General features: G+C 54.1%; 15 protein-coding genes and 1 pseudogene. 12 read left to right on the top strand and 4 right to left on the bottom strand.

Features of this window, described 5'->3' with window-relative positions:
• Positions 1 to 332 precede the first annotated feature (332 nt).
• Positions 333 to 785 (top strand): thiol-disulfide oxidoreductase DCC family protein, encoded by a 453-nt coding sequence (locus tag NTD85_RS21765; protein ID WP_262143183.1) that lies wholly within the window; start codon positions 333 to 335, stop codon positions 783 to 785.
• Positions 786 to 793: 8 nt separating this feature from the next.
• Here the strand turns inward: NTD85_RS21765 and NTD85_RS21770 are convergent, their stop codons facing one another.
• On the bottom strand, positions 794 to 1,285 hold the full coding sequence (locus NTD85_RS21770; protein ID WP_262143184.1) for a DUF2269 family protein: 492 nt from the start codon (positions 1,283 to 1,285) through the stop codon (positions 794 to 796).
• A gap of 2 nt (positions 1,286 to 1,287) precedes the next feature.
• Positions 1,288 to 2,403, bottom strand: a complete 1,116-nt coding sequence (locus NTD85_RS21775) for a saccharopine dehydrogenase family protein (RefSeq protein ID WP_262143185.1) — start codon at positions 2,401 to 2,403, stop codon at positions 1,288 to 1,290.
• Positions 2,404 to 2,539: 136 nt separating this feature from the next.
• Between NTD85_RS21775 and NTD85_RS21780 the strand changes: the two genes are divergently transcribed.
• On the top strand, positions 2,540 to 3,565 hold the full coding sequence (locus NTD85_RS21780) for an NAD(P)/FAD-dependent oxidoreductase (protein WP_262143186.1): 1,026 nt from the start codon (positions 2,540 to 2,542) through the stop codon (positions 3,563 to 3,565).
• 1,384 nt (positions 3,566 to 4,949) lie between these two features.
• Complete coding sequence (locus NTD85_RS21785; protein ID WP_262143187.1) at positions 4,950 to 5,171, top strand: hypothetical protein; 222 nt, start codon at positions 4,950 to 4,952, stop codon at positions 5,169 to 5,171.
• A 154-nt stretch (positions 5,172 to 5,325) separates the two neighbouring features.
• Here the strand turns inward: NTD85_RS21785 and NTD85_RS27670 are convergent, their stop codons facing one another.
• Positions 5,326 to 5,514: a YceK/YidQ family lipoprotein gene (locus NTD85_RS27670; protein ID WP_016773976.1), complete on the bottom strand. Its 189-nt coding sequence runs from the start codon at positions 5,512 to 5,514 to the stop codon at positions 5,326 to 5,328.
• Between the two features lie 115 nt (positions 5,515 to 5,629).
• On the opposite strand from NTD85_RS27670, the gene sseB reads away from it, so the two are divergent.
• The 8 genes and pseudogenes from sseB to NTD85_RS21825 all read left to right on the top strand — a co-directional run bounded on the left by sseB (position 5,630) and on the right by NTD85_RS21825 (position 11,941).
• Positions 5,630 to 6,646: an enhanced serine sensitivity protein SseB gene (sseB, locus tag NTD85_RS21790; protein WP_262143188.1), complete on the top strand. Its 1,017-nt coding sequence runs from the start codon at positions 5,630 to 5,632 to the stop codon at positions 6,644 to 6,646.
• The gene (locus NTD85_RS21795) at positions 6,643 to 7,248 is read left to right on the top strand and encodes a hypothetical protein (RefSeq protein WP_262143189.1); all 606 of its coding nucleotides are present in this window, start codon (positions 6,643 to 6,645) and stop codon (positions 7,246 to 7,248) included. Before sseB ends, NTD85_RS21795 begins: the two co-directional genes overlap by 4 nt.
• Before the next feature lie 95 nt (positions 7,249 to 7,343).
• Entirely contained in the window at positions 7,344 to 7,889 is a 546-nt protein-coding gene (locus NTD85_RS21800; protein WP_262143190.1) for an NADAR family protein, read from the top strand.
• 88 nt (positions 7,890 to 7,977) lie between these two features.
• Positions 7,978 to 8,135: pseudogene (locus tag NTD85_RS21805) on the top strand (IS5/IS1182 family transposase); the annotation flags it as partial.
• A 106-nt stretch (positions 8,136 to 8,241) separates the two neighbouring features.
• A complete protein-coding gene (locus tag NTD85_RS21810) occupies positions 8,242 to 8,559 on the top strand; it encodes a hypothetical protein (protein ID WP_201137856.1) in 318 nt (105 codons plus the stop codon).
• A gap of 243 nt (positions 8,560 to 8,802) precedes the next feature.
• Entirely contained in the window at positions 8,803 to 9,270 is a 468-nt protein-coding gene (locus tag NTD85_RS21815) for a hypothetical protein (protein WP_262143191.1), read from the top strand.
• A 189-nt stretch (positions 9,271 to 9,459) separates the two neighbouring features.
• Positions 9,460 to 10,890 (top strand): IS1182 family transposase, encoded by a 1,431-nt coding sequence (locus NTD85_RS21820; protein ID WP_262143192.1) that lies wholly within the window; start codon positions 9,460 to 9,462, stop codon positions 10,888 to 10,890.
• Between the two features lie 310 nt (positions 10,891 to 11,200).
• Positions 11,201 to 11,941: an NAD-dependent epimerase/dehydratase family protein gene (locus tag NTD85_RS21825; protein WP_262143193.1), complete on the top strand. Its 741-nt coding sequence runs from the start codon at positions 11,201 to 11,203 to the stop codon at positions 11,939 to 11,941.
• 144 nt (positions 11,942 to 12,085) lie between these two features.
• Here the strand turns inward: NTD85_RS21825 and NTD85_RS21830 are convergent, their stop codons facing one another.
• A complete protein-coding gene (locus tag NTD85_RS21830; protein ID WP_003224312.1) occupies positions 12,086 to 12,391 on the bottom strand; it encodes a DUF6506 family protein in 306 nt (101 codons plus the stop codon).
• Positions 12,392 to 12,517: 126 nt separating this feature from the next.
• On the opposite strand from NTD85_RS21830, the gene soxR reads away from it, so the two are divergent.
• Entirely contained in the window at positions 12,518 to 12,994 is a 477-nt protein-coding gene (gene soxR / locus NTD85_RS21835) for a redox-sensitive transcriptional activator SoxR (protein WP_103486166.1), read from the top strand.
• The last annotated feature ends 564 nt before the right edge of the window (positions 12,995 to 13,558 follow it).

Consider the following 13,558-nt stretch of genomic DNA (forward strand, 5'->3'; position numbering starts at 1 on the left):
CGACCGAGAAGATCGAACCGTCAAAAGAGCCAAACATCACCGCTCTTTCAACTCCCTCCAGGCTTCGATGAACTGAAGCAAGCCGCCGTCGAAAACCGCTTAACTCATTGAATCTCAAGGAGTTTTCCGTTTCGACTGCGCCGGAAGTGGGGCGAATTATAGACCTCCAGAATCTGCCGTCAACCGTTAATTTCAGTTTTCTGTCGAGTCCCTGAAAAAGCCTGCTTATATATAGACGCAGTGTCAGCGAATGCGCAGCATGTTGCCCAACAACTCCTCTTACCTAAGGATGATGCCTCGCAATGACTGACCCACTTCTTAGATCATCCTCCATGCCTGGCTCCCGAATTCGCCCTTCCCCAGCCCCCCTGCTCAATCCAGGCGAGACCGTGGTTCTGTTCGACGGTGTCTGCAAGCTGTGCAACGGCTGGGCGCGCTTCCTGATTCGCCACGACAACCGGCACCGGGTGCGCCTGGCGGCGGTGCAATCGCCGGAAGGTCAGGCATTGCTGGCATGGGCCGGTCTGCCGGTGGATCAGTTCGACACCATGGCGGTGATTCGCGACCAGCATTACTCGGTACGCTCGGAGGCATTCTTCGAAGTCGTCGCGCAATTGCCTGCCCGCTGGTGGCCGGTCAGACTTCTGCGAATTTTCCCGCGAGCGCTCAGGGATTGGGCCTACGACCGCGTGGCACTGAACCGCTACCGAATCTTCGGCAAGTACGACACCTGCCTGTTGCCCAATCCCGATCACGAACGCCGCTTTCTCAAATCGCCATTGTGAATGCCCCGCTACAACATCATTTGCAGCCACTGCCCCGGCGTCATCTTCGTCACCATCATCAAGACAATCACGAACATACCGAGAAAACCGCAAACGCCCATCCAGAACCACTGGCGATAAACGGCCCGGTACTCGTCCGCCAGACGAGTACCACACACGACCGCACTCGCCGCCATCCGCTGCAGGCGCTTCTGCAACACCAGCACTGGCAGCCAAAGCGAGCCCACTATAAAGAAGAGGATCAGCGACATCAGCACCCAATCCGCGGTCAAGGGCAACCCGGTGAGCCTTGTCATCCAATAACCTGTCGCAATCTGGATAAAACCGGCCGGCGTAGTGATCCAGGCATCGTAGCGCACCACCATTCGCGCCACATGCGCAATCACCTGCGGATTGGCCGTACGACTGGCGGCGATCAGGTACAGATAGGAACCCATGCCGAAACCGAACAGGAAAATCGCGGCAATGACATGCACGTACTTCAGGCCCAGATAGAGCATGCTCAGGGCTGCCCATCAGAAAAGTGCACCGCCAGGCTCAGGTTTTGCGGATCGTTGATCGCGGCCATGTATTCGTCGACGTTGATCTCGCCAACGCAAGGACGGGCACCCGGTTCGGGCAAGTAACCTCGGGCGATCTTCACGGCCAGAGCGACTGCGGCACAGCTTGGGATCTCCGGCCCCTTGTCATTCAGCGCGGTCAATTGCGCCGTCATCGACAACGGCTGGTCATTCAGGTCGACACCCTGCACATCTATATACATCGCACTCTTGCCATCGCCGAAACGTTCGAACCACGTCCCCCAGCGATGCAACCGGGCGGCCCACGCCATGTGGTCACGCACCAGCCCCTTTCTCATCGCCAGAGCAAACAGATAATTGGCCACGCCGCCGAGCTTCAGACCTGCACCGGCCTTGAAGCTCAAAGTGTGCGCACCAAACCGGCTGGCGAAAATATCCATGTCCGGCACATCAACATTGGCCAACGCACGAGTGCCAAGATTTTGCAGCTTGCGCAGGGTCAGATCCTCCCACCCCATCACTTCATGTACACGACCATTTCTGAGCTGGCGAATCGGTTTGCCCGCGTACGCGAGCACACCCTCGATCGTCGACAACCCAGGCATCTTCGCTGACGAGGAAATACCGTGTTCGATGGAGTCGATGCGTTTGAACCGATAGCGCTGCTCATCGATGATCGCCGACGACAGCGTCGGCACCGAACTGCAGCCACTGAGGAGGGCGACACCCGCCTGCCGGGCCCGGGCATCGAGCACGCCGATGGCATTGACGAATGTCCGGCAATCCGCCAGATCGCAATAGTTGACGCCCGCCTCGATGCAGCTCTCGGCCACTGCATAGGATTGCCCCTGAAACGGGCCGCCGGTGTGAATCACCCACTGAATGTTCATCGCGCGCAGAGCCGGGACGAACCCGGCACCCATGGCATCGCCGCACCAGCTCTCGCAGGTCGCGCCCAGCTCAGCGACTTTACGCGCCAGCTTCTGCGGATCGCGCCCCGAGATCGCCAGTTCGATGCCCGGTGTGTCGATCAGATGCCGACAAACAATACTGCCAAAGTTTCCATACCCGCCAACCACCAACACCCTGAGTACCATCAACGCTTCCCTGAACAATTCAACTACTGACCCATAACCGGGTTCGGCGCAGCTTCCCTGATATCTCTGGGCCAGGCAAGTCTGCGCCCATGAGCAGCGATGTAGTAACGTCAGCGCATCGACAACGGAGGTTGATATGAGCAAACGAATCATCGTCATCGGCGCGGGAATCGTCGGCGCGTCACTGGCCTATCACCTTGCCGCGAAAGGTGCAAAAGTGGCTGTGATCGAGGCCGGTGAGATTGCCTCCGGTGCGACGGGCCGCTCCTTCGCCTGGATCAACACTTCGCTCGGCGGTCCGGACTCTGTTGCGCCGCTGCGCGCAGCGGCCATCGCAGAATACCGCCGACTCGAATCCGAACTGCCGGGGCTGAAGGTGCGCTGGACCGGTGCTCTGTCTTACGGCGATGGCTGGTTTCAAGCACCTTCTATACATAGCGCGCAGATTCTCGACCTTGAACCCAATCTCAAACATCCTCCAGAACGCGCGTTCCTTGCCGCCGAAGAAGGCGCGCTGGATGCCGTGCAGGCAACGCACGTCTTGATCGCCGGTGCCCAAGACCATGGCGCGACGGTTCTCACACAAACTCCGGTGGTTGGCTTCCAGATTTTCAACGGTCTGGTCACCGGCGTGATCACTGCAACAAGTGAGCTCGATGCCGACATTGTCGTGCTGGCCGCGGGAACCGCGACCCCGCAGTTGGCAGAACAGCTAAGCGTCAACTTGCCCATCGAAGCCTCACCCGCAATATTCATCCGCTACAAAACCCAGCCTCAGCGAGTGAACACGATCATCTCCAGCCCTCAAATGGAAATCAGGCAAGACGCCGACGATACGCTGCTGGCGGCGGAAGACTATATAGATGAGGCGCCGCAAAACAGCGCGCAAGCCATCGCGCTGAGAACAGCCAAAGCCATTCAGCACGAACTGCACGGGGTGATATCCATCGAGCCGGAACTGGCGTGCGTCGGCCTCAGACCAATGCCTGTCGATGGCATTCCGCTCATTGGCTATCTACCGAACATCAGTGGTGTATATCTTTGCGTGATGCATCCGGGCGTGACATTGGCGGCGGTCGTGGGGCGACTGGTGGCCGAGGAGATCGTCGATGGCCGCTTTGCGACTGCGTTGGCGCCCTGTCGGCCAGAACGATTCCAGTAATTCATGCGCGATGACATGTACAAAACCCGGGTATCCAACGGATGCCTGGGCCTGAATCATTCTCCTCGGCCGTTACGAACGAATGCTATAGGCCAATAGCCGTCGTTTGGGACAGGCAATTTTCAGCCAAAGGCAGTCGCTCACTGGAGGTAGCTATCGACCATTAGCTGCCGGTAGTGAACGGGTGCAAACGGCCAAAACGCTCCCAAACCGCTGAATGACGGCTAAGAAATCTGATCATCTATGACTACGATAGGTACTCCGAACGTTACGCCAGATAGCCGGGTAACCTCAGCCAATGCCCGTAAAGGGGCGGGCAAGTCGAGAAGTGTCAATGGATTCAGTGGACGGTATTGCAGCTCATACCCATTCAAGGCTAGGCGCGTAGCGCAATGGACGTCCGACCAGTCATATGCAAAGAACCCACGCTTGGCAAAGGCAACGAAAGCGTTTGCGCCAGACATCGAAGTGACCTGATCTACATCGGACACCTCCGGCAATGAAAGGACCGCCTCTTCGGCGTTATCGACGGAGGGAAGTGCGGAGTGAGGAATCGGCCCCGGACCAGCCGTAGTGAAGAGCGCAACCTGCCCGATGCCGTCAGTGGCGATCCATCCAACGTCAAAGTCCTGAAGAACGATAGAAGTAACCATTGGCACCTACTTTAGAAAAAGGGACTAGTTGATTGTCCGACTCTAAACTTACCAGCCCAGAGTGTGTAAAAGCGCGTCCGAAAATTGCAAAGCCGGGAAGAAATGCGACGAATTTATTTTCCTTGCTCTAAACGACCGCTTCTCGCCGAAAACAGCCGCTCATTAAAACTCTTCGCCTCCCCCTCGCACACCGTTAGCAACTGAAGCTAAGCGCCCCACTGCTGCTTATAGGCCGCGACGTGTTCGGGAAAGACATCACCATATATTGGGTATTCAACGCCTAGAACAACCACTTCTATTTCATCCGTCTCAGAGCAAACGGAGTAGTCAGCAATAGATGCACCGGAAGCAGGAACCTCTACCCCGTCTAGGCGCACCGTAAATTTAAAATGGCGCTGATCACGCTGTGTAGAAGCCCTGACCTGTTCCTGGATTCCGGAATATCCTGGACCAGGAATGAATATACCGTGTGTAACGCCCATGGGCGGATCGCCATGCTCCAGCCCGGACCAACCGATTTGCTGCCCATTACTGAAAACTTCGAATCGCGGCATGAGTTACCTAATAATCGGCTTGAGGGCGCGCTACGGTGACGATATCCTGCCAGAGGCTGAAATCAATCGGCCGTCTCGTTTGGCACAGAAGCGTTCTCTAGAAGGCGTAAATGCCCCCGCCAAGCCTAACCAACAAATAAAGATCTGCCGAATCAAGCGGAATACGGAAAAACACGGATGACTCCTTTCAGAAATCTTGGTTTCTGGGGCAAAGTTTTGGCTTGTGCCTGGATAACGTTCCTGCTACTGACTTCCGGCGAATCAAGCGCTAATTGGATGGATATAAGCTCATCCGGCCGCAAGCGCGTCTTCAGTCTTGGCTTTCTCGTGCTGTGCGTTTTTGTAGCTGTGCTTGAGCTGATACTGCTCAACCACTTCTACGGTGCGCAAATGAAGTGAGAAGGACCGTACATGTCATCATCGCGAAAATCGTGCGCCTGCCAAGACTTGGTTGTATACAGGCTCGCAACTCTCTACAGCGATCACGTTTAACGCTCTTTCAACCACCTGATGCATAGCAATCCCTTACCCCGTTGCAAACACCGTTGTTGCCTTAAAGGTTGCAGCTGTATTGATATTCGAAGGGAAAAAAGACGGTGTCGACCACCAAAGAAAACGGCGCGTCGATCAGCAAAAAGGGTATCAGTTTTCCTTTGGATGTACCGACCAACCACCAGTCAAACCGCACGCCGATATAGGGGCATCGGTGCTTGTCATAATCCATACGCATAGCTGTTGCCATACACCCACCCAGACTGGCAGTCAGCACCAGTAAAACTACCCTTCGAACCACGTAACGTCCTTATTACTTCTTTGCACAGAGTTGCATAGACGCTGTTGTGTAAAGTTAGTCACCCTTGGATGGCCACGGTGCGGGCGCTGTGACGCATCAAACAAAAAATACCCATATCCCGCCATGCTGCATTCTTTCCACTCGGCTCGACGTAATCACACGGTGTTGCCTTCCTGATGCGGCAGATTTATCAGGTTTCAGTTCTTCCTGTTTTTACAACAGCGTGAAAAACTGCGCGTTCTTTGTCACTCATTTTTTGCCTGCATTGATGGAACTGCCGATGGACATCATGGATACCCAGCAAGAAAACACCCTCGAAAAGTCACTCAGACTGGCGGCGGATGAACCCGCCCACCGACCTGATTTTTTCAAGACGCTGCTGAATTCGGATATCTACGTCCTCGGCACCGCCGGCACTGGCGAAGGGCAAGTCAACCTTGAGGCAGGCAGCAACATCAGCATTGCGCACTGGCAAAAGCCCGACGGCTCCGCTGTCATCCCGTTTTTCACTTCGCTGCATACGCTACAAAGATCCATAAACAGCGAAGAGTCCTACATAGAGATCCCGGCCAGATCGCTGTTTGAAATCACGCTGGGTACTCCTCTTTTCCTCAATCCAAAGTCTCCCTACGGGAAAGAGTTTTTCCCCGAGGAAGTGCGCTACCTGCTCTCCGATGAGGTCGGCCAGGGACCGGTGCAGCGCACGGTCGAAAAGGACACTCAGGTACTGCTCGGACAGTCGTCGCAATATCCCTCGAAGATGGTCAATTCGCTCACTCAATTACTCGCCAGACATCGCAATGTGAAGCGCGCGTTTCTGGCATTGATGCATGACGCTTCGTCTGACCAAAGGCCTCATCTGATCATCGGGATCGAAGCGGACGGCGATTTTGAACAGGTCATGCGCGAAGCGGGCAGCGTTGCCGGGGACTCTGCTCCGGATGGCGAACCCGTTGATCTGTACCGCGTTCATGACGGAGATTCAGGCCTTAGCGATTACTTCCTCAAGCAAACCACGCCCTTCTATGAACGGAAGTCGGCAGGCTGGCTGCGTTCATTGTTTGGTTTTGGCAAAGCATGACACTACACAACACCGGGCTAACCGCAGAACAGGCCTGTGAAATCGTGCTCGGCCTGTCTGATAACGTCATGAGAGACGGTAAGCCTGTGCGTTTTGTCATTCAGTCCTGTGAACTTTCTGCCAACGGTGATTACTGGGTCATTCGCAGTAACAGTGAGGATTACGTCGTCCACGGCATGACGGAGTACTGCTACGTCGGTGTTAACGCGCACTTGATCAACGTCAGGACAGGCGAACATGACACAGTCGTCGGTTGGAGTGTCGATGAGCATCTGCAAGACAAATACGACTTGGGGGCAGCCTCGGGCAAGCCGTATGTACTGATTCCGATAATTGACCGGAGTGACAAAACGGCACTGGTCAACTTGCGTCGAAAACTGCAGTGCACCTACCCGCAAACCCTTGCATTGCTGACGGGAGAACAACGACTCTGGCTCACGGGTAAACGCAGGATCCTTGAAGACGCGCAGCGAATGCTTCTTGAACAGGGCATAAACACCCAAATCGAGTTAGTCGCTGATGCGGGTGAAGCTATCGCGATCGATGTCGAGACCTGGTACACCGAAGCAGTATTGAAGGCTGTGCGCAAAAGGTTGTGCTGAGAGGTTTGAAATCCGCAGAACTTGCACGATTTTCAACGCGAGTGCATATCGTGGTAAATCTCTCACGCCAAAATCCAATTGCCAAGGAAGTCCAATTGCACGACTCCAAATATCTGGAAGACCTCCGCTCCCGCTTCAACGCTGGAGAAGATCTGAACTATGTCTTTTTCTGGGGACACCAGCGAAGCAGGCACGGAGTCACCGCTTCGTGCTTCAGCCAGTGGTTCGAAGCCGAATTTGTTGTCGACGGGCAACGCTACGCGACTGCCGAACATTTCATGATGGCAGAGAAAGCAGCCTTGTTCGGCGATCAGGACATTCGCGCTCAAGTGCTCCAGGCGCCTACGCCCAACGCGGCCAAGGCGCTTGGCCGCGACGTGCGCGGATTCAACGAACACGATTGGTTGCAACACCGGTATGCAATTGTGGTCCGGGCCAACCAGGCCAAGTTCTCGCAAAACCCGGAGTTGAATGCATTCCTCAAGGGTACTGGTTCTCGCATCATCGTTGAGGCAAGCCCGGTTGATAGCATCTGGGGCATCGGACTCGCCCAGGATCACGTAAACGCGAGTAACCCCAACCTGTGGCAAGGCCTGAATCTTCTGGGGTTCGCGCTGATGCAGGTCCGCGACGAAACATGATTCGCCCGTCGCGGTGGCGAACACCGCGCCGGGCGAACCGCACAGAAGCCGGGCAACTAACGCGACCGCCCTCTCATGCTCGCTTTCCTTCGGGACGCTCAAACGATGGATGGGGCGACGCACTTCCTGACGCGAAAGCTGGCCGGAGTGAGTGCGGAGATGAACTTGAATGTTCTCGCCTACAACTTGAAACGGGTCATGAAAATCATCGGTGCCAATGGTTTGATGAAAGCGCTGACGGCCTGAAAAAGGCTGATTTTGGCCCATTCCAGAAGCGGCCATCATAGTTCGGATGTCTGTTCCTTGAAGATTTCAAGAGCAGGTTCATCGCCATTAACAGCCGAAGGGAAAGATGAGCAACGAATTCAGTTACGTCTGGTTATTGCCACTGCTTGAAAAGCCTTTCGAAGCGGCGGCAATCGATTTGCCTGACTCAGTAAAAATCTTGCAGAAAAAGCACACGCTGCCTGCCCAGATATCGCTGCAACAGTTGGTGCTCACAGCACTGGCTTCACATTCCGAGTACTGGGCAGGATTAGCGCTTCAATGGTTAGAAGATGGCTTTCCTTTGGATTTCGAGCTGACCGAAATGTTGGCTTTTTGCGCCGAGAATAAAGCCCTACCTCAATCTCACCGCCACAGAGCACGCAGACTTGCTTATACAAAGTAAACGACAGCTTTGGGTCCAGAGTGTGTAAAAACGCTTCGCCAAAATTGAAGTGTGCGCGTCTACGTTAAATCTGAAATTTATCGGCACGTCAGCAGATGTGGATTTCGCGTAGAAGCGCGATTTTCAGTCCGGTTTTCAGTACCTGTCGCGCTCAAAAACGTTTTTACACAGCCTCGGCCAAAAGCAGACATTTACAACTGGGAGAATTAGTCTGTACAGATTTCAGGGAAAGCGAGGAATGGAATGATCAACCTGCTATCAATTGCCAGCCATAAATCCAAATACAGCAGCGGCTTCTACCCGACCTTTGCCATTGACGGAGTGCCTCTGGAGGTTTGGCTGCCTAGGCAGAACCCGGCTGCTGAGTTCCACCTCGTAGCTGCCCACTCAGGCTTGTACAGCGATGAAGATAACTTGTTGATATGGGATCGGATATATTCCACTGCGCCTGGTTGGAAGACTCTGGTACCCCTGCTTGTCTGCTCTGATGACCTAGACTTGACCTGCACAGTTATTGTCGCAGAGCAGTGCGCTCATGAGCATCGAGTTCAGTGGGGCCGATTTGGCTTGCTAAAGGATTCAATTGCGTTGGAAAACACCGATGTTGACTGGTTCGACGCGATACCCAGCGTGATTTTTGAAAGGTCGAATTATCACAGCGTGCTGGATGAGTTCCGAAAACAAGAAAACATCAAAATGGACTGGGACTAGCTCTTGTTAGCTATTTACATGTGATCAGGCCCTTTCTTTTTTTCAGTACGCTCCTCCGGAAAATTTCACCGTCCGCTTTGTGTTGTGGATTCAACCGGTCGCGACGGTCAGAAAACGGCCCAGAGTGTGTAAAAACGCCCCGACAAACCCTTGCTATGATTTCTGAGAATCTCATCGCAGGGGGAACCCATGAAACGGTTTATCCAGGGTGAACACCGAGGTCAAAGTACCTTACTTCCAGAAAGCCTCGACGACTACGTCTGCGATACCAATCCAGTGCGTGTGGTCGATGTCTTCGTCGATGAACTCGACCTAGCCAAACTGGGTTTCGATAGCGTTATTCCAGCCGAAACCGGCAGACCTGCTTATCACCCTGCGATCCTGCTGAAGATCTATATCTACGGCTACCTAAACCGTATTCAATCGAGCCGACGTCTTGAGCGAGAAGCTCAGCGTAACGTCGAGTTGATGTGGTTAACCGGGCGCCTGATGCCCGACTTCAAGACCATCGCCAACTTCCGAAAAGACAACAGCAAAGCCATTCGCGGTGTCTGCCGCCAGTTCGTTTTGCTCTGCCAGCAGTTGGGGTTGTTTAGCGAAAACCTGGTTGCCATCGACGGCAGTAAATTCAAGGCGATGAACAATCGCGACCGGAACTTCACCAGCGCCAAACTGAAGCGGCGCATGGAAGAAATCGAGGCGAGCATCAGCCGTTATTTGGCCTCGCTCGATGCGGCTGATCGCCAGATCCCTAGCGCCTCCAAGCCCGACACAGTGAGCTTGGAAGATAAAATCGCCAAGCTCAAAGCACAGATGAAAGAGCTTCAGGGGATCGAGTCTCAGCTCAACGAATCGCCAGATAAACAGGTTTCGCTGACCGACCCGGATGCCCGTTCGATGATGACGCGCGGCAGCGGGATCGTTGGCTACAACGTGCAGACGGCTGTCGACACGCAGCACCACTTAATCGTTGCTCACGAGGTCACCAACAGAGGTTCTGACCGTGACCAACTCAGTTCAATGGCGAAGCAGGCTCGTGAAGCCATCGGCGTAGAAACGTTGTCGGTAGTTGCCGACCGAGGCTACTTCAAAGGCGAAGAAATCCTGGCCTGTCACGACGCAAGCATCACCGCCTACGTGCCGAAGCCGATGACTTCAAGCGCCAAAGCTGATGGCCGATTCAACAAAGATGCCTTCGTGTATAACGCGACGAAAAACGAATACACCTGCCCGGTGGGAGAGGCACTGATCTGGCGATTCTCCAGCGTTGAGAAAGGCTTGTATATGCACTGCTACTGGAGTTCAAAGTGCCAGAGTTGCACGCTGAAAACCCAGTGCACGCCGAGCACAAATCGTCGAGTAAGGTGCTGGGAACATGAAGCTGTGCTGGAGGAAATGCAGCGTCGGTTGAACCAAGCACCAGAGATGATGAAGGTTCGAAAACGGACAGTTGAGCATCCCTTCGGGACGCTCAAGCAATGGATGGGGGCAACGCACTTCCTGACTCGAAAACTGAACGGGGTGAGTGCGGAGATGAGCTTGAATGTGCTCGCCTATAACTTGAAGCGGGTTATGAAAATCATCGGTACAGAAGGCTTGCTGAAGGCGATGGCGGCGTAAAAGCCGCAGCTTTTACTGCTCCAGGATGTACCAAAGCGCTTCATAAACGATCTGAAGCGCTATCGGCGCCGATCTTGGCAAATGTTCGGGAATCGCCTCGCCCAGCAGCGCTGGGCTTAGGCATCCAACATACGGAAAGTGTTTTTATACACTCTGGGCCGGAAGCGGCCCATCAACTTACTTGCTGCCTGTGATTGCAGCTTCTTGTCTGCCAGTATTTGGCATTCAAGCGTTTCACTCTTCATGGAAGTTGTGAATCGGTCACAAGGCTGAGAGGCTAGAGTGTCGTTTACCATAAGGACATACGGAAATGAGCAAGCAAAAAATTTTGGTTACCGGGGCTGCTGGCCATATCGGCAGAGCTTTTTGGATAGCGCGAGACGATAAATCAGATCTGCGCCTGGCCGATATAGACGTATCAAAACTTCCTGACTCGGTCCAACGTTTCTCTCTCGACATCAGGGATCAAGCCAGTTGCCTTGAAGCCTGCGAAGGCATAGACACAGTGATTCATCTCGCTGCTGATCCGAACGCAGACGCTGAATTCACGTCTTCACTGCTGCCTGTAAATATTGTCGGCACCTACAACATGCTGTTTGCCGCAAAAACTCAAGGCTGCAAACGCTTCATATTTGCGAGCAGTGCGCAGGCGATTGAAGGTTATCCAAAGGATGTCCAGGTACATGAATGGATGGCCCCCAGACCCGGGAACCTATACGGGGTCAGCAAGGCGTTTGGCGACGCACTGGCTTCGATGTATGCCAACGATGGGCAAATGACAACAATCGCAGTCCGTATTGCAAACGTAGCCGAATTTCACCCTGGGGAAACCCACAGCCCTCGGGACGTAGCTGCATTTATCAGCTATCGGGATGTCGTCGCGTTGCTTGGGCGTTGCGTTGAGGCCGATCTGATCGGATTCCACATTGTCCATGGGGTTTCAGATAACCGCTACAAACGCCTTTCGATTGATAAGACCAGAAAAGCCGTTGGGTACGCGCCCCTCGACGACGCTTTTGAGATTCTGGAAGGACAGACTCCAGCTGATTGATTGCCGGTGCCTTTCAGTTTACCGGAGCACAAGCGATGTAGCTTTGCTGAATTAACGGTGGGTGTCTTTATGCAAGATTAAAAATCGATCAGACAGACTGATTTCGAGCAAGAAAACAGTCCCCACCGTGATTTCAGTTCACAACTACTTTTCTTCAGCAAAGATTTCAACAAGCCTGGCAACCGATGCTCCGCCCGAAAAACCCACGTTGCCGACGGGAATGGTTCCTCCCGTCGCTTCAATGATTTTCCCGACCCAGACAGGCTCGAAGCCACCGCACAGTTCTATGAACTGAACGCCATCCTTGACCAAATCTACGGCAACTTGAACAGCGTCATGTTGCTCGGGTACAGCGACGATCGTATTACGCCGACCCGCGCGGTCGATGACGAATCGATCGGTTTCGGGGTTGGTTTCCGGTGCTTCAAAAATAAATGCCCAACTGACCATCTAACTAATCTCCATGCTGAGTAAGTCACAGAGAAACCGCCAAGCGGGTGACCACTTGGCTGAAGTTGTTTTTTTCTCTGCGCTGATTACACTCTAAAACCTCAAGAATGCTTGAGGTCAACAGCCGTGCAGGAAAGAATTACTGACCATCAAAACCTGAGCGTGGGCCAGGTCGCAAAACGAAGCGGTCTCTCTGTCTCCACGCTTCATTTTTATGAGTCGAAAGGCTTGTTGGCGTCTCAGCGCACAGCCGGCAATCATCGGGTTTATGCGCGTGGCACGCTTCGCCGGATCGCGATCATTCGAATCGCGCAAGCCAGCGGGATTTCGCTGGCGGAAATCAAGACTGCCCTTGAACCCATCCCCCATGACCGGAAGGCTTCAGCCAAGGAATGGGAGACGGTGTCGAAAGACTGGGCATCCTCCCTGAAGCGCCGCATCGAACAACTGACAAAGCTGTCGACCAGTCTGGAGGGCTGCATTGGCTGCGGTTGTCTGACCATGGGTGAATGCCCGCTACTCAATCCACAGGATTCGCTGGGCGAAAAGAATTCGGGTGCCGTGATATTTGATCAGGAACTTGAGAAAAGGCTGAATACGTAATCAGCCCTTTGTGTTCCCAGAGTGAAAAGCGAAGAAGTCAGACCGGGCCGAACCTCATAATTCAATGAATGAAAGGGAGATTCAAGTGTGAGGCGCCGCTTCTGGCGTGGCGACCGCGTTTTCAACTAAAGCGCGGTGGATGGCTGGCAATGCGTTCTGGCCTCCCCTTCTTCACGTGCCTGTACGCACTCAATCACAACGTCAGCGTCATGCGCGGGCCGACTTCCCACCATCCTGCGTTTAACGGTTTTTGCCTGGCGTTTAACAGACACCCCGCGTTACGCCCTGAAGGCTACAACGCCTTGCGCCGTTGCCTACGACTACGCCAGAATCCGCCGGCTTGTGCGCCTGGAGAGCCATCGGTAACTTGTGTCGGTCACTGATTCTCAGTGATCGGGTTTAGTAGCCCGTGGTAAATGAAAGCGCATGCGCGTCCGTCAGTCAGGTATTTTCCTACCTGCACTTGATGGCGGCTGTGTGTAGGGCGCCCTCGGGCGCGCCGGCTTTCTTCTTTTCCCCGGTCTACTAACCTGCGCACAGCTGCCACCCCCTGTTTAGTAGCTC

Source organism: Pseudomonas sp. 13B_3.2_Bac1, from assembly GCF_025466205.1.
Lineage (GTDB): Bacteria > Pseudomonadota > Gammaproteobacteria > Pseudomonadales > Pseudomonadaceae > Aquipseudomonas > Aquipseudomonas fluorescens_H.

Excerpts from the sequence above, each read along its gene's own strand:
- NTD85_RS21765 (WP_262143183.1), top strand. The coding sequence starts at position 333 with ATGCCTGGCTCCCGAATTCGCCCTTCCCCAGCCCCCCTGCTCAATCCA.
- NTD85_RS21770 (WP_262143184.1), bottom strand. The coding sequence starts at position 1,285 with ATGCTCTATCTGGGCCTGAAGTACGTGCATGTCATTGCCGCGATTTTC.
- NTD85_RS21775 (WP_262143185.1), bottom strand. The coding sequence starts at position 2,403 with ATGGTACTCAGGGTGTTGGTGGTTGGCGGGTATGGAAACTTTGGCAGT.
- NTD85_RS21780 (WP_262143186.1), top strand. The coding sequence starts at position 2,540 with ATGAGCAAACGAATCATCGTCATCGGCGCGGGAATCGTCGGCGCGTCA.
- NTD85_RS21785 (WP_262143187.1), top strand. The coding sequence starts at position 4,950 with ATGACTCCTTTCAGAAATCTTGGTTTCTGGGGCAAAGTTTTGGCTTGT.
- NTD85_RS27670 (WP_016773976.1), bottom strand. The coding sequence starts at position 5,514 with ATGGCAACAGCTATGCGTATGGATTATGACAAGCACCGATGCCCCTAT.
- NTD85_RS21795 (WP_262143189.1), top strand. The coding sequence starts at position 6,643 with ATGACACTACACAACACCGGGCTAACCGCAGAACAGGCCTGTGAAATC.
- NTD85_RS21810 (WP_201137856.1), top strand. The coding sequence starts at position 8,242 with ATGAGCAACGAATTCAGTTACGTCTGGTTATTGCCACTGCTTGAAAAG.
- NTD85_RS21815 (WP_262143191.1), top strand. The coding sequence starts at position 8,803 with ATGATCAACCTGCTATCAATTGCCAGCCATAAATCCAAATACAGCAGC.
- NTD85_RS21820 (WP_262143192.1), top strand. The coding sequence starts at position 9,460 with ATGAAACGGTTTATCCAGGGTGAACACCGAGGTCAAAGTACCTTACTT.
- NTD85_RS21825 (WP_262143193.1), top strand. The coding sequence starts at position 11,201 with ATGAGCAAGCAAAAAATTTTGGTTACCGGGGCTGCTGGCCATATCGGC.
- NTD85_RS21830 (WP_003224312.1), bottom strand. The coding sequence starts at position 12,391 with ATGGTCAGTTGGGCATTTATTTTTGAAGCACCGGAAACCAACCCCGAA.